Below are 21,466 nucleotides of genomic sequence, written 5' to 3' on the forward strand. Positions count from 1 at the left end.
ATGCAACGCCGATCCTTTTTCACCGGCGCCGCCACGGCCGTGGCCGCCGCTTCCGTCAGCCGCGTGGCCATGGCCGCGCTGCCCGAGCCCGTGATCCAGGCCAGCGCCGACACCGCTGAGCCGCTCACGCCCCCCAACGGCCGCCCCTACCACCCGGTGGTCACGCTCAACGGCTGGACCTGTCCCTGGCGCATGAACGCCGGGGTCAAGGAATTCCACCTGGTGGCGGAGCCCGTGGTGCGCGAGGTAGCGCCTGGCTTTTTCGTCAACATGTGGGGCTACAACGGCCAGTCGCCGGGGCCGACCATCGAGGTGGTGGAAGGCGACCGGGTGCGCATCTTCGTCACCAACCGCCTGCCCGAGCACACCACCGTCCACTGGCACGGCCAGCGCCTGCCCAACGGCATGGACGGTGTGGCCGGCCTGAACCAGCCGGCCATTCCACCCGGCAAGACGTTTGTCTACGAGTTCGAGGCGCGCCGCCCCGGCACCTTCATGTACCACCCGCATGCGGATGAAATGGTGCAGATGGCCATGGGCATGATGGGCCTGTGGATCACCCACCCCAAGGCCCGGCATCCGCTGATTGCCGAGGTGCAGCGCGACTACGCCTTTTTGCTGGCCGCCTACGCGGTGGAGCCCGGCGCCGCCACGCCCCGGGTCAACGAGATGACGGATTTCAATATCTGGACCTTCAACAGCCGTGCCTTCCCGGCGATCAGCCCGCTGGTGGCCAAACAGGGGGACCGGGTGCGCATCCGCGTGGGCAATCTGACCATGACCAACCACCCCATCCACCTGCACGGCCACGAGTTCGAGGTGACCGGCACCGATGGCGGTCCTGTGCCGCTGACGGCGCGCTGGCCGGAGGTGACCACCGATGTGGCCGTGGGCCAGATGCGCCAGCTGGAGCTGGTGGCCGATGCGCCGGGCGACTGGTCGCTGCACTGCCACAAGAGCCACCACACCATGGGCGCGATGGGGCATGGCGTGCCCACCATGATCGGCGTCGACCACCAGGGTCTGGTGGGCAAGATCCAGAAGATCGTGCCCGACTACATGCTGATGGGCGAGCGCGGCATGGGCGACATGGGGTCCATGCAGATGCCGCTGCCCGACAACACCTTCCCGATGATGACGGGCCAGGGGCCGTTCGGGAACATCGAGATGGGCGGCATGTTCACCACCTTCAAGGTGCGCAGCCAGCTGGGGGCCAACGACTACCGCGACCCGGGTTGGTACCGCCACCCCAAGGGCACGGTGGCCTATGAATGGCAGGGCGCACCACTGGATGCCCAGGCCCCGCGCCAGACCGCACCAGGCACGGCCCCGGGCGCTGCCAGCGTGCACAAACCCGAATCCCTGCCCCCGGCGGCAGGCCATGCGCATTGAAAGGAAGACCTCCCATGAAGACATTTCCCTGCATGGCGGCCCTGGTGCTGGCGGCCAGCGCGGCCGCCGGCGCCTTCCCGGCCTGGGCCCACGGCACGGACGCCCATGCGGCGCCCGATGCCAGCCGCCCCACCCTCAGCCCGGAGCAAAAAGACTGGGGCCTGGCCGGCGATGGCCAACATGCCCGGCGCACCATCACCCTGACCATGACCGATGACATGCGCTTCACCCCCGACCACTTCCAGGTGAAGCGGGGCGAAACCGTGCGCCTGCGCGTGGTCAACCAGGGCCAGGTGATGCACGAAGCGGTGCTGGGCACCCGGGACTCGCTGGACGCGCATGCCCAGATGATGCTGAAGTACCCCGGCATGGAACACGCCGAGCCCTATATGGCCCATGTGGCCCCGGGCCAGACCGAAGAGCTGGTCTGGAACTTCAACCGTGCAGGCAGCTTCGACTTTGCCTGCCTGATTGCCGGCCACTACCAGGCCGGCATGCAAGGCCGTTTCACGGTCACCGAATAACCCCCTCAACAAAGGACACACCATGCATACCACCAACACACGCACGAGCCGCCGCCACGCCCTGGGCCTGCTGGCCGCCAGCGGTCTGGCCAGCCTGGCCGGCCTGGGCGCTTTGCCCGCGCTGGCCGCCGCACCCGCCAAAACGCCGATGGAAGTCTGGAAAGACCCGAACTGCGGCTGCTGCAAGGACTGGATCGTGCTGATGGAAAAAGCCGGCTTTGCCGTGACCGTGCACGACAGCGGCAACAGCGCCGTGCGCGCCAAGCTGGGCCTGCCGCAGAACCTGGGCTCCTGCCACACGGCCCTGGTGGGCGGCTACCTGGTCGAAGGCCATGTGCCTGCGGCCGATGTGTTCAAGCTGCTCAAGGACAAGCCCAAGGCGCTGGGCATCACCGTCCCCGGCATGCCGGTGGGCAGCCCCGGTATGGACGGCCCCGAATACGGCGGCCGCAAGGACCCGTTCGATGTGCTGCTGGTCACCCAGAATCTGATGGGCAGCGGTGTCGGCACCCGCGTCTTCTCCAGCTACCGTTGATGCACCCAGGACCTGCCATGTTTGCTTCTTCCCCCTCCACACTGTCCCTGCGCACCCCGGCCCTGGGCGCCACCGTGCTGGCCCTGGGCCTGGCCTGGGGCAGCGCCCAGGCCCAGGGTGCCGCCGCGCCCATGGATCACAGCCAGCATGGTGCCCACAGCGCTGCGGCGGCAGATAGCCCTGCAGCCCCGCAGGCAGCGGCTGCGGCCGACCCTGCTGCGGTGCTGACCCCCGGTGAAATCACCCGGGTCGACGCCCGCGGCGCCAAGCTCACCATCCGCCACGGCGAGATCACCAACCTGGGCATGCCGGCCATGACCATGGTGTTCGGACTGAAGGACAGTACCCAGCTGGCGCAGTTCAAGCCGGGCGACCAGGTGCGCTTTCATGTGGAGGACGCCCAGGGCCAGCTGCTGATCACCCACATCGAAGCCGCGCACTGAACCCGGGCCGCAGCCGCGGCCCCGGGCTGCGGTACATCAAGGCCGGCCCATACCGAGAAAAAAATCTGCGTGGGCCCGCCCATCTTGCCGGGAAGGTGACAGGCGGGCGCCTACACTTGGCGCCCGCATGCATACCCTGGATCAATTAGAAAGTGGCGCGCTGGCCGGAGCGCGCGAGGTGAGACTCTGCAACCAGGGTCTGACGGCCATCCCGCCGGCCCTGTTCGCCCTGGCCGATACCCTGGAGCTGCTGGACCTGTCCGGCAACCAGCTCAGTTCCCTGCCCGCCGAATTCGCGCGCTTTGCACGGTTGCGCGTGCTGTTTGCCTCCCACAACCCCTTCACCGAGCTGCCGTCCGTGCTGGGCCAGCTGCCGGAGCTGGAGATGGTGGGCTTCCGTGCCTGCCGGATTGCCGAGGTGCCGCCGCACAGCCTGCCTGCGCGCCTGCGCTGGCTGATCCTGACCGACAACTGCCTGACCAGCGTGCCCGACGCGCTGGGCGAACGCCCGCGCCTGCAGAAGCTGATGCTGTCCTGCAACCAGCTGACCGCCCTGCCCGCCAGCCTGGTGCGCTGCAACCGGCTGGAGCTGCTGCGCATGGCAAGCAACCGCTTCACCGCCGTGCCCGAGGTGCTGCTGCAGCTGCCCCAGCTGGCCTGGCCGGCGCTGGCCGGCAACCCGCTGACCCAGGCCAGCGAGCAGCAGCTGCATGCCGCAGCCGCCGCCAAGGCCCTGCCCTTTGCGGATCTGGAGGTGGGTGCGCTGCTGGGCGAGGGCGCCAGCGGCCATATCTACCGCGCCCGCAACACGCGCAGCGGAACGGAGCTGGCGCTCAAGATCTTCAAGGCAGCCCACACCAGCGACGGCACGCCCCAGTCCGAGCTGGCGGCGGGCATGGCGGTGACGCACCATCCCCAGTTGCTGACCCCGCTGGCGGCCGTCAGCGGCCTCCCGCAGGGCCAGCTGGCCATGGCCTTGCCGCTGCTGCCCGAGGGCATGCAGCCGCTGGCCGGCCCGCCCAGCCTGCGCAGCTGCACGCGCGATGTCTATGCGCCCGGCGTGTCGCTGTCGTCCTGTGCGGCCCAGCACATCCTGGCGCAGATCAGCGGCGCCGTGCGCCACCTGCACTACAGCGGGGTGCTGCATGGCGATCTGTATGCGCACAACATTCTCTGGAACCCGCAGACCGGGGCCGCCATGCTCAGCGACCTGGGCGCTGCGCTGCTGACGCGGGGGCTGCCGACCGCCCAGGTGCGGGCGCTGCAGCAGATCGAGCTGCGCGCGCTGCATATCCTGCGCGACGAGCTGTACGCCGTAGCGCGCTGACAGCAGCGAGCACGGCTTTCCGGCCCCGGCCCGGCGACCCGCTCGGTGCGGTTGCGGTGCACCGGTGGCAGCACGAACGCACCACGCAAGCAAAAAGGGACCGCATCGCGGTCCCTGGTGTACTTTGGCAGGCGCCTTGCGGCAGGGCTTACTGCAGGAAGCCTGGCTTGGCGTAGCCGGCGAACTTGCTGTCGACCACGGCCTTGAAGTCGGCCGAGCGGTAGGCTTCGGCCAGGTCCTTGGCCCACTGGGCGTCCTTGTCCTTGGTCTTCACGGCCACGATGTTCAGGTAGTGGTCCGGCACTTTTTCCAGCAGCACGGCTTCGGTCAGCTTCAGGCCGGAAGAGATGGCGAAGTTGCCGTTGATGATGGCGAACTGCGTGTCATCCAGGGCGCGCGGCAGGTGGGCGGCGTCCAGCGGCACCAGCTTGATCTTCTTGGGGTTGGACGCCAGGTCCAGCTCCGACACGCGCAGCGGGTTCACGCCTTCCTTGATCTTGACCAGGCCGGCCTGCTGCAGCAGCAGAATGCCGCGGGCCAGGTTGCTGGGGTCGTTGGGCAGGGCCACGCGGTCGCCTTCCTTCAGGTCGGCCAGGCTCTTGCGCTGCTTGCTGTACACGCCCATGGGGGCGATGGGGCCCTGGGTCAGTGCCACCAGGTCCAGCTTGCGGTCACCCTTGAACTGGTTGAAGTAGACCTCGTGCTGGAAGAAGTTGGCGTCCAGCGAACCATCGGCCAGGGCCAGGTTGGGCTGCACGTAGTCGTTGAACTCCACCAGCTTGACCTTGTAGCCCTTCTTCTGCAGCTGGGGCACGATGCCGTACTGCAGCTGGTCGATGTTGGAGCCGGCCGTGCCGCCGATCACCAGCTGCTTCTTGCTGGCGTCCTGGGCCAGCGCCGGGGCCGACAGGCCGACCGAGGCGGCAGCCAGCACGGCAGCGGCCAGGATGGAACGGCGGGTGGTGAACAAACGGGACATGGTGGCTTCTCCTGGGATCTCTCTGGCCGTCTTGCGGCGCGGGTCTTGAAAAACGGTCTGTCTGTGCAGGCGGTGCGGGTGTCGGGGGCTGGTTCAGCCCTCGCTTCTGTCACGAAGGAAACCGGTGGTGCCGGCCTGCTGCAAACGTCTGGCGGCAGTATCTCCAGAGTCGCTTCAATCTCCAACCAATAAAAATTCCAATCCTTATTCAATATTTCATATGAAGAATGCGCCATGGCCACAGGCATGGCGGCAGGCATTCCGCAGGGGCCTGGAGGGCGTGCCTGCGGCGCGCAGACATAAAAAAACCCGGCCGAGGCCGGGTAGGTCCAGCAGGGCAGACGCAAGGTCTGCAACTGCTTAGAAGCGGTGGCGGATGCCCACAGCCAGGCTGGTGCCGGACTTCAGACCGGTGAAGCGGTCGTTCATGACCACGCCGTACACATCGGTACGCTTGGACAGGTTGTGGTCGTAGCCCACGGTGGTGGTGGTGTGCTTGCCGTCCCAGGCGCCGGTGTCCATCTTGGTGTGTGCCACGGCGGCCTTGATGGTGCCAGCCTTGGAGACGGGGATGTCCAGACCCAGCGAAGCGGTCTTGCCTTCGTAGTTGTCGTTGTCCTTGGTCTTGGACTGGCCGTAGGTGCCGTAGAGCTTGACCACGCCGAAGTCGTAGGAGCTGCCCAGCATCCAGTTTTGCTTGGTGCCGTCAGCCAGCAGGCCTGCGCCGGGGTTGTTGACCTGAGCGCGCTCGTAGAAGCCGGTCAGCATCAGGCCGCCGGTGCGGTAGGTGGCATTCACGCCCACGTTCTTCTTGCTGTTGGCAGTGGCCACTTCACCGAACTGGTAGGCCACGTTGATCGTCAGGCCGCCAATGTCGGGCGTGGTGTAGCGGATCTGGTTGCTCCAGCCGGTGTCCGACGGGGTGGTGCTGTAGTTCACGCCGCCGTTGTAGAAGGACACGTTCTCGTGCAGGATCAGCGGCGAGACTTCGAACGAGTCGCCAAACGGGTTGGCAAACACGGAAGGCAGGAAGTTGGGGGCCGAAGTACGACCCAGCAGCAGCTGACCGAAGCCGCCCGACAGGGTGACGTTCGCATCGCGGGCAAAGTAGGTATCGCCGGGGAAGCGGCCCTTGGAGCCGTCATCGCCCTGGAAGAAAGCGCCCAGCATGAAGCCGGCCTTCAGGCCGCCGCCCAGGTCTTCCGTGCCCTGCACGCCCCACCAGGAGGTGGACATGCCGCCGGAATCGACCACGCTCTTGCGTTCCGAACCCGCCATCTTCATGGAGCCGACATACATGTCGACCAAGCCGGTCAGTTGGACATTGCTTTGTGCGTGGGCAGCGCCCAGGCATGCGAGCGCAGCACCGCAGGCGATGAGAGTTTTTTTCATGTTGTTTCCTTGTGACAATGCGGCGATTCTCTGCTGTGTGCACAGAGTGCGTCACCATGCAAGAGGCTGGAGCCCGCTTTTTTTGCCTTGAACGGAAAAATTGAAGCAAAAAAGCAACAAATCGCGGTCAAAGCGCCGACAAAGCCGCTGCTTGCGCACCAGCTTGGTGCAAACCACCGACCGACGACGTTGCGGATATTTCCCCTTGCAACGCCCTTTTCGCTGCTTATCTGCGCTCTTTCCGCACTCTTGAAGCACCGGCAGCGCCACACCGGCTGCGCGTCCTGCCCCGCGGCACAGCACCGCCCAAAACAAAGGGACTGCCCTGCAGTCCCTTGTTGGTGCCTGGTGCCTGGTGTCAGGCAGTCAGACCGGCAGGCCGCGGCTCGCGGCCCGTGCAGCGGCTTACTGCAGGAAGGCCGGCTTGGCGTAGCCGGCAAACTGGCTGTCCACCACGGCCTTGAACTCGGCCGAGCGGTAGGCGGCCGCCAGGTCCTTGGCCCACTGGCTGTTTTCGTTGCCGGTCTTCACAGCCACCACGTTCAGGTACTGGTCGGGGGTCTTTTCCAGCACCACGGCGTCGTTCAGCTTCAGGCCGGACGAGATGGCGAAGTTGCCGTTGACCACCACGTAGTCGGCGTCTTCCAGCACGCGCGGCAGCTGGGCGGCTTCCAGCGGCAGGAACTTGAGCTTGTGCGGGTTGGCCGCCAGGTCCAGCTCCGAGATGCGGGCGGGGTTCACGCCCGGCTTGACCTGCACCAGACCGGCCTGCTGCAGCACCAGCAGCGCGCGCGCCAGGTTGCTGGGGTCGTTGGGCAGGGCCACCTTGGCGCCGTTCTGGATGCCTTGCAGCGACTTGTGTTTCTTGCTGTAGACGCCCATGGGGGCCACGGGGCCCTGGACGATGGCGCTCAGCGCCAGCTTGCGGTCGGCGGTGAACTGGTCAAAGTAGGCGCGGTGCTGGAAGAAGTTGGCATCCAGCGAGCCGTCGCTCAGCGCCAGATTGGGCTGCACATAGTCGTTGAACTCCACCAGCTTGATCTGGTAGCCCTTCTTCTGCAGCTGGGGCAGGATGCCTTTTTGCAGCAGGTCGTAGTTGGAGCCGGCGGTGGCGCCGATCAGCAGCTTCTTCTTGGCGGCGTCCTGCGCCAGCGCGGGCGTGCCCAGGGCGGCCACCAGGGCCAGGGTGGAAGCGGCCAGCACGGCGCGGCGGGAAACAAAGCGGGAGGTCATGGGAAAACTCGCAAAAGGGAGAATGGGGGGAGAGAATCCGGGCCACCGGACGGTGGCGGTCGCCCTTCAGTATCGCGCCGCCATGGGTAAACCCTAGAGATAAAAAAACTATTTGTTTATCACCCATCCCATATAAACCCGGCCATCGCCCTGACGGAACCTGCCTGTGACCGCTTTCTTCCCCGCCGCTTCTGCGCCTTCCGCCGCCGTTCTCGACCTGTTGCAGCATCCCGGGCACATCGCCCGGGTGCAGGGCATCAGCGTGGGACACCACACCGACTCCCGCCGCCCCACCGGCTGCTCCGTGGTGCTGTGCCCGCAGGGCGCAGTGGGCGGGGTGGATGTGCGCGGGGCTGCCCCCGGCACCCGCGAGACGGATCTGCTGGCCCCCTCCAACCTGGTGCAGCAGGTGCACGGCATCACCCTGGCGGGCGGCAGCGCCTGGGGGCTGGATGCCGCCAGCGGCACGGTGCGCTGGCTGGAAGCCCAGGGCGCCGGACTGGACATTGGCGTGGGTCGCATTCCACTGGTGCCTGCTGCCGTGCTGTTCGATGTGATGCTGGGCGACATGACCATCCGCCCCGATGCCGCGGCCGGCTACGCGGCCTGCCAGGCCGCCACCCGCGAACGCCCGGCAGAAGGCAGCGTGGGCGCTGGCGCCGGCGCCGTGGTGGGCAAGATCTTCGGCTTTGCACGGGCCATGAAAGGCGGCATCGGCACAGCCAGCTTCACCGTCGACGGCGTTACCGTGGGCGCCCTGGTGGCGTGCAATGCACTGGGTGATGTCTACCACCCGACCACCGGCGAGCTGCTGGCCGGTGCACGCACGGCCGATGGCGCCGCTCTGCTGTGCGCCCGCGATGCCCTGCTGCGCGGCGACAGCCCACAGACCATTCTGGCCGGCAGCAACACCACCATCGGCGTGGTGGCCACCGATGCCCAGATCACCAAGCCCCAGGCCCAGCGCCTGGCCACCGTGGCCCACGACGGTCTGGCCCGCGCCATCAACCCGGTGCACACCATGAGCGACGGCGACACCCTGTTTGCCCTGGGCACGGGCCAGTCCGGCCGGACCCTGGGTCTGATGACGCTGTTCACCCTGGCCGCCGAAGCCGTGGCCGTGGCCACGGCCCGTGCCATCCTGCTGGCCGGCGCGGTGGAGGTGCCCGGTCAGGCCAGGCTGCCGTGCTGGAGCGACGGGCTGCGCCCTGCACGCTAGCCCTGCAACCCTGTACCTCACAGCGGGCAGGGTGCAAGGCACACGCCGGCACCACGCATCCACCGCCTCCCCGGACGGACCGGGTGGGCTGTGGGGGTGGATTGGGGCTGGGAGGTGTGCCTCAGTCCACCTTGGCGCCCGAGGCCTTGACCACCGGCGCCCAGTTGCTGACTTCCGAGCGGATGAAGCTGCTGAACTGGGCCGGTGTGTTGTGCTCGGCCACGGCGCCCAGCTTGGCGTAGGCTTCCTTGACCTCGGGCTTGTCAAAGGCGGCGTTCATGGCCTTGTTCAGCTTGTCCACGATGTCCTTGGGCGTGCCCTTGGGGGCAATCAGGCCGAACCAGCTGCTCACATCGAACGGTGCCACGCCGCTTTCCTCCATGGTGGGCAGGTCCGGCGCCGAGGGCGAGCGGGTCTTGGTGGTCACCGCCAGCGCGCGCAGCTTGCCGCCCTGCACCTGGGGCCAGGAAGACGGCATGTTGTCGAACATGAACTGCACCTGGCCGCCCATCAGGTCGGTGAGCGCCGGCGCGCTGCCCTTGTAGGGTACGTGCTGGGTCTGCAGGCCGGTGCGCACCTTGAACAGCTCGCCCGCCATGTGGATGGAGGTGCCGCTGCCCGATGAGGCGTAGGACACCTTGTCGTTGTTGGCCTTGGCCCAGGCGATCAGCTCCTTCACATTCTTGGCCGGCACATTGGGCGTGACCACCAGCACATTGGGCACCTTGGCACCCAGGGCCACGGCCTCGAAGTCGCGGTTCAGGTCGAACTTCACATTGGGGTACAGGGTCTGGTTGATGGCGCTGGTCACGGCCACAAACAGCAGGGTGTAGCCATCGGCCGGGGCGGCGGCCACCAGGTCGGTGGCGATATTGCTGCCGCCGCCGGGCTTGTTGTCCACCATGAAGGTCTGGCCCAGGGCCTGTGTCAGCTCCTTGGCCATGATGCGCGCCACCACGTCGGTGGTGCCGCCGGCCGAAAAGCCCACCACCACGCGCACGGGCTTGTTCGGGTAGGCGGTCTGCGCGCCGGCGCCCAGCGCGCAGGTGGCCAGCAAGGCGGCTGCGGCGCGGGCAATGCCGCGGCGGGACAGGGGCAGTGAAGAAGAAACGGGCATGGGGAGAGTCTCCGGAAGATGCTAGGACGGTGCGGCGTGGCTGGGTGTTGCCCCCGCCTGAGGCCGCGGTACCCCGCGAATCTAGGCGGCCTGCGCCTTCTGCGGCACTGGGATTTGCCCCTGCGCCGGCAGCGCCCGGTCGCACCAGCGACAGGGGCCGCCACGCCGTACACTGGCGGCACCCGGGGCATGCCCACGGGCCCGCCGGTCCTTGCTGCACCCCATCTCCCATGAAAAAAGGCTCCCGAAGGAGCCTTTTTGCGGAACCACAAGAATTACTTGAGGGCCTTGTAGCGGAAGCGCTTGGGCTGTGCGCCCTCTTCGCCCAGGCGCTTTTTCTTGTCGGCTTCGTACTCTTGGTAGTTGCCGTCGAAGAACACCCATTGCGAATCGCCTTCGGCGGCCAGGATGTGGGTGGCGATACGGTCCAGGAACCAGCGATCGTGGGAGATCACCATCACGGTGCCGGCGTATTCCAGCAGCGCGTCTTCCAGGGCACGCAGGGTTTCCACGTCCAGGTCGTTCGAAGGTTCGTCCAGCAGCAGCACGTTGCCGCCCTGGATCAGGGTCTTGGCCAGGTGCAGACGGCCACGCTCACCACCGGAGAGGTTGCCGACCTTCTTTTGCTGGTCCTGGCCGTTGAAGTTGAAGCGACCGGCGTAGGCACGCGAGGCCATGGTGAACTTGCCGACGTTGATCATGTCCAGACCGCCGGAGATGTCTTCCCACACGGTCTTGTCGTTGGCCAGCGCATCGCGGTGCTGGTCGACGAAGGCCATCTTCACGGTCTGGCCGATGTCCACGGTGCCGGAATCGGGTTGTTCCTTGCCGGCGATCAGCTTGAACAGCGTCGACTTACCGGCGCCGTTGGGGCCGATGATGCCGACGATGGCGCCCGCAGGCACGTTCATGGACAGGTTGTCGATCAGCAGACGGTCGCCAAAAGCCTTGGAGACGTTGTTGAATTCGATGACCTTGGAGCCCAGACGCTCGGCCACAGGAATGAAGATTTCCTGGGTTTCGTTGCGCTGTTGGTATTCGTAATCGCTCAGTTCCTCGAAGCGGGCGATACGGGCCTTGGACTTGGCCTGGCGGCCCTTGGCGTTCTGGCGCACCCATTCCAATTCCTTCTTCAAGGCCTTGGCGCGGGCTTCCTCACCCTTTTGTTCGGCTTCCAGACGGTTGCCCTTTTGCAGCAGCCAGTCGGAGTAGTTGCCCTTGTAGGGGATACCGTGGCCACGGTCGAGTTCCAGAATCCACTCGGCGGCGTTGTCGAGGAAGTAGCGATCGTGGGTGATGGCCACCACGGTGCCGCTGAAACGGTGCAGGAAGTGCTCCAGCCATTCCACGGATTCGGCGTCCAAGTGGTTGGTGGGTTCGTCGAGCAGCAGCATGTCGGGCTTGGACAGCAGCAGCTTGCACAGGGCCACGCGGCGCTTTTCACCGCCGGAGAGCTGGCCGATCACGGCGTCCCATGCGGGCAGGCGCAGTGCGTCGGCGGCGATTTCCAGCTGGTGTTCGGAGTCCGTGCCGGCGGCGGCAATGATGGCTTCCAGCTGGCCTTGCTCGGCAGCCAGGGCGTCAAAGTCGGCATCTTCCTCGGCGTAGGCGGCATACACCTCTTCCAGACGGGCCTTGGCGTTGTTCACCTCGGCCATGGCTTCTTCCACGGCCTGGCGCACGGTGTGCTCAGGGTTCAGCTGGGGTTCCTGGGGCAGGTAGCCGATCGACAGGCCGGCCATCGGAATGGCTTCGCCTTCGATTTCCTTGTCCACGCCAGCCATGATCTTGAGCAGCGAGGACTTGCCAGAGCCGTTCAGGCCCAGCACGCCGATCTTGGCGCCAGGGAAGAAGCTGAGGGAGATGTCCTTCAAGATCTGCCGCTTCGGCGGCACGGTCTTGGTGACATGGTTCATCGAAAACACGTATTGGGCCATGGATGCTTACGAAAAAAAACTGGGTTTTGGTGAGAAATCTGGGCAACCGGAGGCTGCCGACCAACCATGATTATCGACGCATGCGACAATATGCATAGCCAAGAGCTCCAGTTGCCCTTGGCATCAGCATTTCAGCTGGGGACGACGGACGCTGCTCCAGGCTCCCATTCCTTGAAATCATCTGCCTAAGACTGGCCCGGCAACCAACGCAGGTTGCCCCGACAGGCTGATACCCAGCGCCCCGGACGGGCGCATCGACAAGAATGACATTTGAAGAACTGAACCTGGCACCTGCCATTGTCAAGGCCGTGCTCGAACAGGGTTACGAGAACCCGACACCCATCCAGGCACAGGCGATCCCCGCTGTGCTGACCGGCCAGGATCTGCTGGCCGGCGCCCAGACCGGCACCGGCAAGACGGCTGCCTTCTCGCTGCCCATGCTGCACCGCCTCACGCAAGGCGGCACCCAGGCTCCGGCCGGCGGCATCCGCGCTCTGGTGCTCTCGCCCACCCGCGAGCTGGCTGCCCAGATCAACGAAAACCTCGTCAGCTACGCCAAGTACCTGGACGTGACCTCCACCGTCATCTTCGGCGGCGTGGGCATGAAGCCCCAGGTGGACCGCATCCGCAAGGGCGTGGACATCCTGGTGGCCACCCCCGGCCGTCTGCTGGACCTGCAGCAGCAAGGTCTGGTGGATCTGTCCCAGGTCGAAATCCTGGTGCTGGACGAAGCCGACCGTATGCTCGACATGGGCTTTATCCATGACGTGAAAAAGGTCTTGAACCTGGTGCCCAAGGACAAGCAAAGCCTGCTGTTCTCCGCCACCTTCAGCGACGACATCCGCGAGCTGGCCAACAGCCTGCTGAAGAACCCGCAGTCCATCCAGGTCACGCCGCGCAACACCACGGTGCAGCGCATCACCCAGGTGATCCACCCCGTGGGCCGCGGCAAGAAGAAGGAAGTGCTGCTGCACATCATCAAGGAACACAACTGGAGCCAGGTGCTGGTGTTCACCCGCACCAAGTTCGGTGCCAACAATGTGGCCGACTACCTGACCAAGCACGGCATCAGCGCCATGGCGCTGCACGGCAACAAGAGCCAGAGCGCCCGTACCCAGGCACTGGCCGGCTTCAAGACCGGTGAGCTGCGCGCCCTGGTGGCCACCGACATCGCGGCCCGCGGCATCGACATCGACGAGCTGCCGCACGTCGTGAACTACGAAATCCCCAACGTCCCTGAAGACTACGTGCACCGTATCGGCCGTACCGGCCGCGCCGGCCGCGAAGGCCATGCCGTCAGCCTGGTGTGCATGGACGAAGAAGGCTTCATGATGGAGATCGAGCGCTTCACCAAGCAGGAGATCCCGGTGCAGGTGCTCGAAGGCTTCGGCCCCGAAGCCGATGAGAAGGCCGAACCCATCGCCATGGGCCGCCAGACCATCTGGGGCGGTGCCGGCAAGCCGCCCAGCCGCGACGTGATGCAGGCCGCTGCAAAGGCTGCGCGCCAGGAAATGATGGACCGCATCCGCACCAACAAGGTGGCCCAGGGTGGCGACCGTGCCGCCGGCAAGGGCAAGGGCCCCCGTCCCGCCGCAGGTGGCCAGGGTGCCGCGGCATCCGAAGACGGCCAGCGCCGCCAGGGTCACAGCAACGGCAGCAACCGCCGTGGCAACGACCAGGCCCGTGCACCGCGCCCCGAATTCGCCGGTGAGGGCGACGCCCAGCAACGCCGCAGCGGCCAGGGCTTCAATCGCTCGCGCCAACGCCCCTCGCGTGACAACCCGCGTGCCGATGCACCGCGCAGCGACTTCCCCCGTGACGAGCAACGCGCACCGCGCAGCCAACCCCAGCGCCAGATCCGCGACGGCTACGAAGGCCCGAGCCGTTTTGACGACCAACCCCCTCGCGCCAACGCCCACCTGGGCACCCATGTGGGCGTGATCCGCAATGCCGCTCCGCGCAGCAATGGCGGCGGCGGCAATGGCGGCCAGCCTGACCCGATGCGCACCAGCGTGGACAGCATGGCCGATCGCGGTCGCCGTGGCGGTTTCGGCGGTGGCAACCGCCGCGGTGGCAATGGCGGCGGTGGCGGCAACGGCGGCGGCGGCTTTGGCGGCGGCAACCGCCGTGGTGGTGGCGGCGGCTTCAACCGCTGATCCCGCCCACCTGCAGGCCCTGCGCCTGCAGGTTTTCGAACTGCAGCAGCGCGCCCTGCGCTGACACACGGACTCCCCACGCTGCAGCTAGCATTGCCCCTGCGCCACCCGCACGCCCCTTGCGGCTGCGGAATGGCCTGACCGTGACCCGAGGTACCCGCACACCATGACCACGCCCTCCACTTTCGCCCCCTCCTCCTTTCAGGATCGTTCGGAAGCCCGTTCTGCCCTCTTGCGGTGGCTGAGCGTCCTGGGCGCCGCCACGGTGCTGGCCGGCTGTGCCAGTACCCCGCTGCCCGTCTGGCAACCCAGCCGGCCCGCTCCGGCCCCGGCGCGCACACCCGCACCCGAGGCCGCCGGCGGCTCGCCATCCTCCATTCTGTCGACTGCGCAAACCACGCCGATTGCCCCGGCCCCTGCGCTGGAAGCCCTGCCTTACGCCGGAGAAGTGGCGCTGCGCTTTCCCGATCCCGCCGTGCGCTACCAGACGCCCGGTCTGGAAAACGGCCGCCGCAGCTTCACCACCAATGAAGAGCTGAGCACGCTGCTGCAGACCCTGTCCACCAAGACACTGGGCCAGCCTGTGCGCCTGGGCCTGATCACCATCGGCACCAGCCAGCAAGGCCGCCCCATCCATGCGCTGGTGGCCGCCAAGGCCAGCGCCATCAACCCCGAAGCCCTGGACGAGACCCGCCGCCCCACGGTACTGATCGTGGCCGGCCAGCAAGGCACGGACTTTGCCCCCACCGAGGCGCTGCTTGCCATGAGCCAGGAGCTGGACGCCGGTGGCCGGCTGCACCCCCTGCTGGGCCAGGTCAATGTGGTGCTGGTGCCCCGCGCCAACCCCGACGGCTTTGAAGCCGGCAGCGCCGCCACTGCGGACGGCACGTTGCTGACGCAGGACCACCTGCTGCTGCAGACCCCCGAAGCCCGCGCACTGGCCAAGCTGGTGCGGGACTACCGCCCCACCGTGGTGGTGAATGCCGAGGAATTTGCCGCCATCCACCCCACGCTGGAACAGTTCGACGCCCTGCGCGCCGACGATGCCGGCCTGCAGTACGGTCTGAGCCCCAATGTGCACGAGTTCGTGGCCAAGGCCGAACGCGAGTGGCTGCACCGCCCCATCACCGACAGCCTGACCCAGGCCGGCCAGCGCGTGGACTGGGCCTATACGGCCAGCCCCACCGACAAGGTGCTGAGCACGGGCAGCCCGGCCCCCACCAGCCTGTTCAACATGGCGGCGCTGAAGAACCTGCCCAGCCTGACGGTGCAAAGCCGCGGCGCCGACCTGCAGCGCCTGCACATCCAGCGCCGGGTCCACACCCAGGTGACGGCACTGACGGCCGCGCTGAACGACACCATTGCCCGGGCTGACGACCTGAGCAAGGTGCAGTCCTTTGTGACCCGCGATGTGGCCTCCCAGGCCTGCAAGGGCCAGCTCACCGTGGCCGCACAGGCACAGCAGACGCAGCGCGATGTGGTCATGCTGGACCCGCTGACCGGCGCCGACAAGACGGTGCGCGCCGCCTGGCGCTCCAGCCAGGAACTGCGCCCCACCTTGCAGCGTCCCCGCCCCTGCGGCTACTGGCTGTCGCCGCAAAGCGACCGCGCGGTGGAACGCCTGCGCCTGCTGGGCGTGCAGGTGCAGCGCGTGGCCGAACAGGCCCCGGTGCTCAGCGACGGCTATGCCGCCGCCGGCGCCGATGCCAAGATCAGCGTGGTGCGCAACGCCATCGACGCCGTGCCCGGCAGCTACTTCATCAGCATGAACCAGCCCCTGGCCAATGTGGCCGCCGCCGCGCTGGAGCCCGATACACCCTACAGCTATGTGAAGCAGGGCATCATCCCCACACTGGGCGATCTGGCCCGCGTGATGGCGCCCACCACCCTGGTGTTCGAAGAGGACTGAATAGGACTGAAGCGACCCCAGGCGCAATGATGCGCAGCGGTGCGCAGGCGCTGCGGCGCGGCGCATCGGCAGCCCCTGGCAATTTCGCCCCAGCAAAAAGCCCCGGCGCTCAGGCTCCGGGGCTTTTTTGATCGCTGGTGGGGCTGCGGGGCGACCGGCCTATACCGATCTACTCCGACCTATACCACCCCATTCAGCCTGACAGCCGACCTTCCGAGCAGCCGCGCATGGTGGTGCGCCGCGGCCCGGGCTGGCATCATTTCTTCTTCTTCCAGGCCGCGTAGTACTCGTCGGCCATGCTGCGCAGGGCCCGGCCGATGCGCGCATATTCGAACTCGTTGAGGTTGGCCAGCGAGGCGCGGCCCGAGGGGTGCGGGGTGCCAAAGCCCCGGCCCGGCAGCAGCACGATGCCGGTTTCATCGGCGATGCGGAACAGCAGCTCGTTGGCCGCAAAGCTGCCCTTCACCCAGGCCGCAAACTCGGTGCCATAGAGCTGCTCGGAGATTTTCTCCAGATCCAGCAGGGTGTAGTAGTCCACCGAGTTCTCATCGTCGGGCACCTCGATGCCCAGCTCGGCGTACATCGCGCCCTGGCGCCGGCGGATGACGCCTTTGAGCGCCGCCTTGTAATGGTTGCTCTCGTCCATCAGCGCGAACAGCGAGAACAGCACCATCTGCACCTGCTGGGGCGTGGACAGCCCGGCCGTGTGGTTGAGTGCCACGGTGCGGCTGTCGGCCACCAGACGGTCGATGAACTTCAAGCCGGGGACATCGGTGGTGATGGACGCATACCGGTGCTCCAGCGAGGTCTTGTCTGCCGCAGACAGGGCCGCCAGCTTCTGGTCGATCACATTGTTCTGGTGCAGGGCAATGGTGCCCAGCCGCCAGCCCGTGGCGCCGAAGTACCTGGAGAAGGAATACACCAGGATGGTGTTCATCGGGCACACCTCCACAGTGCGGTGCATGCGCGTTCTGCCACGCCACCAAAATCACGCGAACCGACCACCTGCAATATGGGTCTGCTATAAAAAAACAAACCTCTATGCGAGAAAGCAAACCACGCAGCGTTGGCACTGAAAGCATTTCCTCCATAGAAAAACCCGCCGACAGCGGGATTTTTTGTAGGCGCATACCAATATCTCTTCAGCCCATTTGCGGCCCATCCTGCACATGCCCATCAAAAGCTGGATGGCGGCCGGGCACAGTCAAAAAATGGGACACATTCACACCTCCACGGAATCAGCGCCGCAGTGGATGGCTGTGCAGCGCTTGCCGTGGATATGGCTTCGCTCTCAGACGGCGGACAGGTGCTCGTACAGAATCAGCGAACCAATGGCGATCAGCACCAGGCCGCCCACCGCTTCTGCCCACCGGCCCGTGACATGGCCCAGCAGGCGCCCCACCATGACGCCCAGCGTCACCATGGCGAAGGTGGCAAAGCCGATGCTCAGCGCCACCACCGTGATGTTCACATCCAGGAACGCCAGACCCACCCCCACCGCCATGGCATCGATGCTGGTGGCAAAACCGGTGGCCACCAGCAGCCAGAACCCGTGCCGTGCCGGCTTGCTGATCTCCGGCGCATCCGTATGCTGGAACGCGCCCCGCACCATGCGCAGGCCCAGCACCAGCAGCAGGACAAAGGCAATCCAGTGGTCCCAGGATTCGACATAGTCGGCGGCGGCATAGCCCAGCGCCCAGCCGACCAGGGGGGTGATGGCCTCGATGACGCCAAAGATCAGACCGGTGCGCACCGCCTCTGACCAACGGGGTTTCATAAGGGCGGATCCTTTGCCAATGGCAGCAGCAAAGGCGTCGGTGGACATGGCGAGCGCCAACAGGGTGATGGAAGCAGCGTTCATCTGGGGTTCTGGGAATACGGTCGGGCCTGAGCACAACGGCATGCCACCACTGCCCGACCTGCGTCGCAGTGACATGCCGATGGTCTCGCCAACCGAAGAACGGATGCCTGCGCCACAGCATGAAGATGCCGAGTGTGTTGACGCAGACGCTTCCAGGGCGGAAGCAGGCTACTCCCCAAGGGAACCGAAAGTTTAAGCGCGCTGCGCCCATCTTTGGGAGGTAGCGCCAAAGGCCCTATTTCACGTTCGAAATGGATCGCATTGCACCTGCGAAAGCCGGTGCGAACGGTGAATGGCACGTGCAACTCTGCAGCACCTTTGCGACCCCAGCGCTGCGAAAGCTGCTGCCCGCCATGGCAGAAGCGCTGCATGGATACAGACCAGCCTCCCACCGGGCCCCGGCGCATTGCCCCGGCGCATTGCCCCAGCCCTGCCAGGCATGCCACCAGACACCGGCTTTGCATTCCGCAGCCACCCTGTAGGTGGGCGCTGCTGCGTGAGCAACCGCTGACCGACGCTGTCTTTACACAATTCTGTTTCAGTTTGATACAAACTAGCCGATAAACGGTAGACAGCAGATCACGTTCAAGGAGTCATCAATGAGGCGGTGCATTATCAAAGTCGAAGGGGCGTACTACACCGCCCTGTTCCCCAGCACCTGCGCGGCCCTTGAAGATGCCATGCGGCGCTTTCCCAGGGCATCTGCCATCAGCGTGCGGACCGTGCAGCGCCTGTACCGCTGCATGGCGGTGCACTGATTCCAGTCCAGGACCTACCGTTCACAGGCTTTACCTTTTTGCCGGGCCTGGGAGCGTCTCCTCCCTCCCTCTCTTCAGTTCCCACGCACGCCGCAAGGCACCGGCTTTTTTCTTCGGCATCAGCTGCCAGATGGGGGCAGCCACCAACCACAGGGAGCACGACACGCGATCGCACCCGACGGTCGCCGCGCGCATGGAAGCGATGCACCTGCGCCATCGCATGAGAACAGATACCCTGTTGAGCTAAACGCACGCCACACACCGCACCGGCATTCGGATACCGGCCCTGCGGCTCCTGGCGCAGAGCCGCAGGGCCGGAGGTGGCGTGGTTCGGGCCTCAGCGTGCCGGCACGGCAGTGCGCGCGGCCTGGGCTGGCACCGGGAAACTCCAGGCATCTGCAGGCACGACCGAGCAGAACAGCCAACGTCGCGTTGTGGTGTGCCACGATCTGCTCGGCACGCAGCTGAGGGGTGTCCGCGCAGGTATGGCCATCGGCAATGAGCACGGCCTCCAGGCCCATATCGCGCGCAGCCCGGCAACTGGTGTCCACGCAGTACTGGGTTTTCATACCGGTGATGACCACGCCGCTCACACCGACAGCGCGGAACTTGTCCAGCAGCCCGGTCCCTGCAAAAGCGCTGGGACGGTGCTTTTCAAACACCACTTCACTGCCATCCAGCTGCAGCTCCGGCGCCAGTTCGGCCAATGGGCTGCCGGGGCCGATGGGCGTGCCCACGGGACCGATGTGGCGTGCCAGAAAAATGGGGGCTCCGGCGCGCCGGGCCTGGGCCATCAGCGTGTTGATGGTCTCCAGCATCTCGGTGCAGCGCCACATGGATTCGGGACCGTGGACCAGCCCGACTTGGACATCGAGGACTAACAGGGCAAACATGTATGCATTTCCTTGCGTGGTGCCAGCGGCGCAAGGGCATAAAAAAAGCCCTGTCCATTGCTGGCGGGCCTGGGAAGTGGATCGACTGATCGCTCACGGCACTTCACACGGTCCGCAATTAGCGGTCGTGGAGGTAGTGGTGGTGAGTGTGCAGCGAACCATGGAGCCCCACTGTAGCAAGTTTTTGCACTGCAGCATCTACAGCGACGCTGCCATGGCCGCTGTCGCAGTTGTGGCAGCTCACACAAGCCCCCCGCCGCCCCCAGCGCAGTCCACTCGCCAGCCACCACAGCAGGCCTTCCCTGCTGGCTGGCCTGAGCACGGGCCTGCCCTGCACGGCGCCAGCCCCCAGGGACACCGGAAGCCGGGCGCTGCCGATCGCCGGAGGCATGAGCGCCTTCCCGGGTGCCGGCAAGGCTGACAGCTGCTGGCAGGCGGCTGATGGCAGGCGGGCGCACTGCGAACCGTGCGGGCGAACGAGCACAACGATGTTCCTGCGCAACCTGAATGGGAGCCTGTCGGGAAAGTCTTGCCAAGGTGTAGGCAATGGTGGACATTCTGAAAAGAGAGTCTCGACACCCGTGACCAGGGAGATCTTATGCTTGCAGGAACCACAGAGAAGCCGCTTCGTCCGCAGATTCTGGCGGTGGACGATTCACCGGACAACCTGTGGCTTCTGTCTGGCCTGCTCAAAGCCAAATACCAGTTGAAGCTTGCCAGCTCCGGCGAGAAGGCCCTGGAGATCATTGCCCAGGACACACTTCCCGACCTGGTGCTGCTGGACGTGATGATGTCCGGGATGTCGGGCTACGAGGTCTGCCGCAGGCTCAAGGAGTCGCCCAGAACCCGGCACATCCCCATCATCTTTCTGACGGCCATGACCGGCACGGCCGATGAAACCACCGGGCTGGAGGTGGGCGCGGCCGACTTCATCAGTAAGCCCATCAATCCCCCCATTCTGCTGGCACGCGTGGCATCGCAGCTGCAGGCCAAGATCGGGGCGGACATCCTGCGAAACCAGAACGAGTTTCTCGACTTCGAGGTGCACAGGCGCACCCGTGAGCTGGCAGCCATCCAGGATGTCACCATCCTGGCAATGGCCTCGCTGGCCGAAACCCGTGACAATGAAACCGGCAACCACATCCGCCGGACCCAGCACTATGTGAAGGTGCTGGCCACGGCGCTGAAAGACCACCCGCGCTTCCGCCTGCACCTGGACGGCAATGTGATCGACATGCTGTTCAAGTCCGCGCCCTTGCATGACATTGGCAAGATCGGCATTCCCGACCGGATCCTGCTGAAGCCGGGCCGCTTCGAGCCGCAGGAGTTCGAGGTCATGAAGACCCACACCACCTTAGGCCGGGATTCGATACAGCATGCCGAGGACCAGCTGGGCATGGCGGTGGACTTCCTGAAATACGCCAAGGAAATAGCCTACGGCCACCACGAGAAGTGGGACGGCAGCGGCTACCCGCAAGGCCTCGTCGGCGATGCCATTCCCGTCTCGGCCCGGATCATGGCGGTGGCGGACGTCTACGACGCACTGATCAGCCGCCGTGTGTACAAGGAAGGCATGCCGCACGGAAAGGCGGTGGACATCATGCGCGAAGGGCGCGGCACGCATTTCGACCCGGATGTGTTCGACGCCTTCCTGGGCGTGCTGGACCGGTTTCAGGAGATTTCGCGGACCTATGCCGACAGCCATGCCGACATGCTGGAAAAGCAACGCAGCGTGGAGCTTGCCAAAGGCGACATCGGCTCCATTGCCTAGCCTGCGGGCGCCTTTACCTC

At 65.9% G+C, this 21,466-nt stretch carries 17 protein-coding genes, 1 pseudogene and 1 riboswitch; of the genes and pseudogenes, 10 read left to right on the plus strand and 8 right to left on the minus strand.

What is annotated here, in order from left to right:
- The 5 genes from CT3_RS13700 (at nucleotide 1) to CT3_RS13720 (ending at nucleotide 4,221) form a co-directional block, all read left to right on the plus strand.
- Entirely contained in the window at nucleotides 1-1,392 is a 1,392-nt protein-coding gene (locus CT3_RS13700) for a multicopper oxidase family protein (RefSeq protein WP_066533452.1), read from the plus strand.
- 14 nt (nucleotides 1,393-1,406) lie between these two features.
- Nucleotides 1,407-1,916, plus strand: coding sequence for a cupredoxin domain-containing protein (locus CT3_RS13705; protein WP_066533454.1), 510 nt, complete (start codon nucleotides 1,407-1,409; stop codon nucleotides 1,914-1,916).
- A 22-nt stretch (nucleotides 1,917-1,938) separates the two neighbouring features.
- On the plus strand, nucleotides 1,939-2,451 hold the full coding sequence (locus CT3_RS13710) for a DUF411 domain-containing protein (protein WP_066533457.1): 513 nt from the start codon (nucleotides 1,939-1,941) through the stop codon (nucleotides 2,449-2,451).
- Between the two features lie 17 nt (nucleotides 2,452-2,468).
- On the plus strand, nucleotides 2,469-2,894 hold the full coding sequence (locus tag CT3_RS13715) for a copper-binding protein (protein WP_066533459.1): 426 nt from the start codon (nucleotides 2,469-2,471) through the stop codon (nucleotides 2,892-2,894).
- A gap of 127 nt (nucleotides 2,895-3,021) precedes the next feature.
- Entirely contained in the window at nucleotides 3,022-4,221 is a 1,200-nt protein-coding gene (locus CT3_RS13720; protein WP_066533461.1) for a leucine-rich repeat-containing protein kinase family protein, read from the plus strand.
- A gap of 148 nt (nucleotides 4,222-4,369) precedes the next feature.
- Here the strand turns inward: CT3_RS13720 and CT3_RS13725 are convergent, their stop codons facing one another.
- From CT3_RS13725 to CT3_RS13735, 3 genes are all read right to left on the minus strand, one after another.
- The gene (locus tag CT3_RS13725) at nucleotides 4,370-5,200 is read right to left on the minus strand and encodes a MetQ/NlpA family ABC transporter substrate-binding protein (protein WP_066533462.1); all 831 of its coding nucleotides are present in this window, start codon (nucleotides 5,198-5,200) and stop codon (nucleotides 4,370-4,372) included.
- Between the two features lie 360 nt (nucleotides 5,201-5,560).
- Nucleotides 5,561-6,592, minus strand: coding sequence for a porin (locus tag CT3_RS13730; RefSeq protein WP_066533464.1), 1,032 nt, complete (start codon nucleotides 6,590-6,592; stop codon nucleotides 5,561-5,563).
- Between the two features lie 405 nt (nucleotides 6,593-6,997).
- Nucleotides 6,998-7,825 (minus strand): MetQ/NlpA family ABC transporter substrate-binding protein, encoded by an 828-nt coding sequence (locus tag CT3_RS13735; RefSeq protein WP_066533467.1) that lies wholly within the window; start codon nucleotides 7,823-7,825, stop codon nucleotides 6,998-7,000.
- Between the two features lie 217 nt (nucleotides 7,826-8,042).
- Here CT3_RS13735 and CT3_RS13740 point away from each other — a divergent pair, with 217 nt between their 5' ends.
- Nucleotides 8,043-9,044 (plus strand): P1 family peptidase, encoded by a 1,002-nt coding sequence (locus tag CT3_RS13740; RefSeq protein WP_066533975.1) that lies wholly within the window; start codon nucleotides 8,043-8,045, stop codon nucleotides 9,042-9,044.
- Between the two features lie 121 nt (nucleotides 9,045-9,165).
- Here the strand turns inward: CT3_RS13740 and CT3_RS13745 are convergent, their stop codons facing one another.
- Both CT3_RS13745 and ettA read right to left on the minus strand, forming a co-directional pair.
- Nucleotides 9,166-10,161, minus strand: a complete 996-nt coding sequence (locus CT3_RS13745) for a Bug family tripartite tricarboxylate transporter substrate binding protein (RefSeq protein WP_083520250.1) — start codon at nucleotides 10,159-10,161, stop codon at nucleotides 9,166-9,168.
- A gap of 275 nt (nucleotides 10,162-10,436) precedes the next feature.
- On the minus strand, nucleotides 10,437-12,098 hold the full coding sequence (gene ettA / locus CT3_RS13750; protein WP_066533469.1) for an energy-dependent translational throttle protein EttA: 1,662 nt from the start codon (nucleotides 12,096-12,098) through the stop codon (nucleotides 10,437-10,439).
- 263 nt (nucleotides 12,099-12,361) lie between these two features.
- Between ettA and CT3_RS13755 the strand changes: the two genes are divergently transcribed.
- Entirely contained in the window at nucleotides 12,362-14,254 is a 1,893-nt protein-coding gene (locus CT3_RS13755; RefSeq protein ID WP_066533471.1) for a DEAD/DEAH box helicase, read from the plus strand.
- A gap of 166 nt (nucleotides 14,255-14,420) precedes the next feature.
- Nucleotides 14,421-16,163 (plus strand): M14 family metallopeptidase, encoded by a 1,743-nt coding sequence (locus tag CT3_RS13760; protein WP_066533473.1) that lies wholly within the window; start codon nucleotides 14,421-14,423, stop codon nucleotides 16,161-16,163.
- Nucleotides 16,164-16,419: 256 nt separating this feature from the next.
- Here CT3_RS13760 and CT3_RS13765 read toward each other — a convergent pair.
- A pseudogene (locus CT3_RS13765) lies at nucleotides 16,420-17,109 on the minus strand (bifunctional aspartate transaminase/aspartate 4-decarboxylase); the annotation flags it as partial.
- Between the two features lie 345 nt (nucleotides 17,110-17,454).
- Nucleotides 17,455-18,024, minus strand: coding sequence for a manganese efflux pump MntP (gene mntP / locus CT3_RS13770; protein WP_066533478.1), 570 nt, complete (start codon nucleotides 18,022-18,024; stop codon nucleotides 17,455-17,457).
- Nucleotides 18,025-18,043: 19 nt separating this feature from the next.
- Nucleotides 18,044-18,206: riboswitch (yybP-ykoY riboswitch) on the minus strand.
- A gap of 417 nt (nucleotides 18,207-18,623) precedes the next feature.
- On the opposite strand from mntP, the gene CT3_RS21420 reads away from it, so the two are divergent.
- A complete protein-coding gene (locus tag CT3_RS21420) occupies nucleotides 18,624-18,782 on the plus strand; it encodes a hypothetical protein (RefSeq protein ID WP_172591785.1) in 159 nt (52 codons plus the stop codon).
- A gap of 119 nt (nucleotides 18,783-18,901) precedes the next feature.
- Here the strand turns inward: CT3_RS21420 and CT3_RS13775 are convergent, their stop codons facing one another.
- Nucleotides 18,902-19,675: a cysteine hydrolase family protein gene (locus CT3_RS13775; RefSeq protein ID WP_227657901.1), complete on the minus strand. Its 774-nt coding sequence runs from the start codon at nucleotides 19,673-19,675 to the stop codon at nucleotides 18,902-18,904.
- A 598-nt stretch (nucleotides 19,676-20,273) separates the two neighbouring features.
- Here CT3_RS13775 and CT3_RS13780 point away from each other — a divergent pair.
- Nucleotides 20,274-21,446: a response regulator gene (locus tag CT3_RS13780; RefSeq protein WP_066533480.1), complete on the plus strand. Its 1,173-nt coding sequence runs from the start codon at nucleotides 20,274-20,276 to the stop codon at nucleotides 21,444-21,446.
- Nucleotides 21,447-21,466 lie beyond the last annotated feature (20 nt).

Origin of the sequence: Comamonas terrigena NBRC 13299 (assembly GCF_006740045.1) — a bacterium.
Taxonomy (GTDB): Bacteria; Pseudomonadota; Gammaproteobacteria; order Burkholderiales; family Burkholderiaceae_C; genus Comamonas; species Comamonas terrigena.

Coding starts and splice junctions, on each gene's coding strand:
- CT3_RS13700 (WP_066533452.1), top strand. CDS start 1: ATGCAACGCCGATCCTTTTTCACCGGCGCCGCCACGGCCGTGGCCGCC.
- CT3_RS13705 (WP_066533454.1), top strand. CDS start 1,407: ATGAAGACATTTCCCTGCATGGCGGCCCTGGTGCTGGCGGCCAGCGCG.
- CT3_RS13710 (WP_066533457.1), top strand. CDS start 1,939: ATGCATACCACCAACACACGCACGAGCCGCCGCCACGCCCTGGGCCTG.
- CT3_RS13715 (WP_066533459.1), top strand. CDS start 2,469: ATGTTTGCTTCTTCCCCCTCCACACTGTCCCTGCGCACCCCGGCCCTG.
- CT3_RS13720 (WP_066533461.1), top strand. CDS start 3,022: ATGCATACCCTGGATCAATTAGAAAGTGGCGCGCTGGCCGGAGCGCGC.
- CT3_RS13725 (WP_066533462.1), bottom strand. CDS start 5,200: ATGTCCCGTTTGTTCACCACCCGCCGTTCCATCCTGGCCGCTGCCGTG.
- CT3_RS13730 (WP_066533464.1), bottom strand. CDS start 6,592: ATGAAAAAAACTCTCATCGCCTGCGGTGCTGCGCTCGCATGCCTGGGC.
- CT3_RS13735 (WP_066533467.1), bottom strand. CDS start 7,825: ATGACCTCCCGCTTTGTTTCCCGCCGCGCCGTGCTGGCCGCTTCCACC.
- CT3_RS13745 (WP_083520250.1), bottom strand. CDS start 10,161: ATGCCCGTTTCTTCTTCACTGCCCCTGTCCCGCCGCGGCATTGCCCGC.
- ettA (WP_066533469.1), bottom strand. CDS start 12,098: ATGGCCCAATACGTGTTTTCGATGAACCATGTCACCAAGACCGTGCCG.
- CT3_RS13755 (WP_066533471.1), top strand. CDS start 12,362: ATGACATTTGAAGAACTGAACCTGGCACCTGCCATTGTCAAGGCCGTG.
- CT3_RS13760 (WP_066533473.1), top strand. CDS start 14,421: ATGACCACGCCCTCCACTTTCGCCCCCTCCTCCTTTCAGGATCGTTCG.
- mntP (WP_066533478.1), bottom strand. CDS start 18,024: ATGAACGCTGCTTCCATCACCCTGTTGGCGCTCGCCATGTCCACCGAC.
- CT3_RS21420 (WP_172591785.1), top strand. CDS start 18,624: ATGAGGCGGTGCATTATCAAAGTCGAAGGGGCGTACTACACCGCCCTG.
- CT3_RS13775 (WP_227657901.1), bottom strand. CDS start 19,675: ATGTTTGCCCTGTTAGTCCTCGATGTCCAAGTCGGGCTGGTCCACGGT.
- CT3_RS13780 (WP_066533480.1), top strand. CDS start 20,274: ATGCTTGCAGGAACCACAGAGAAGCCGCTTCGTCCGCAGATTCTGGCG.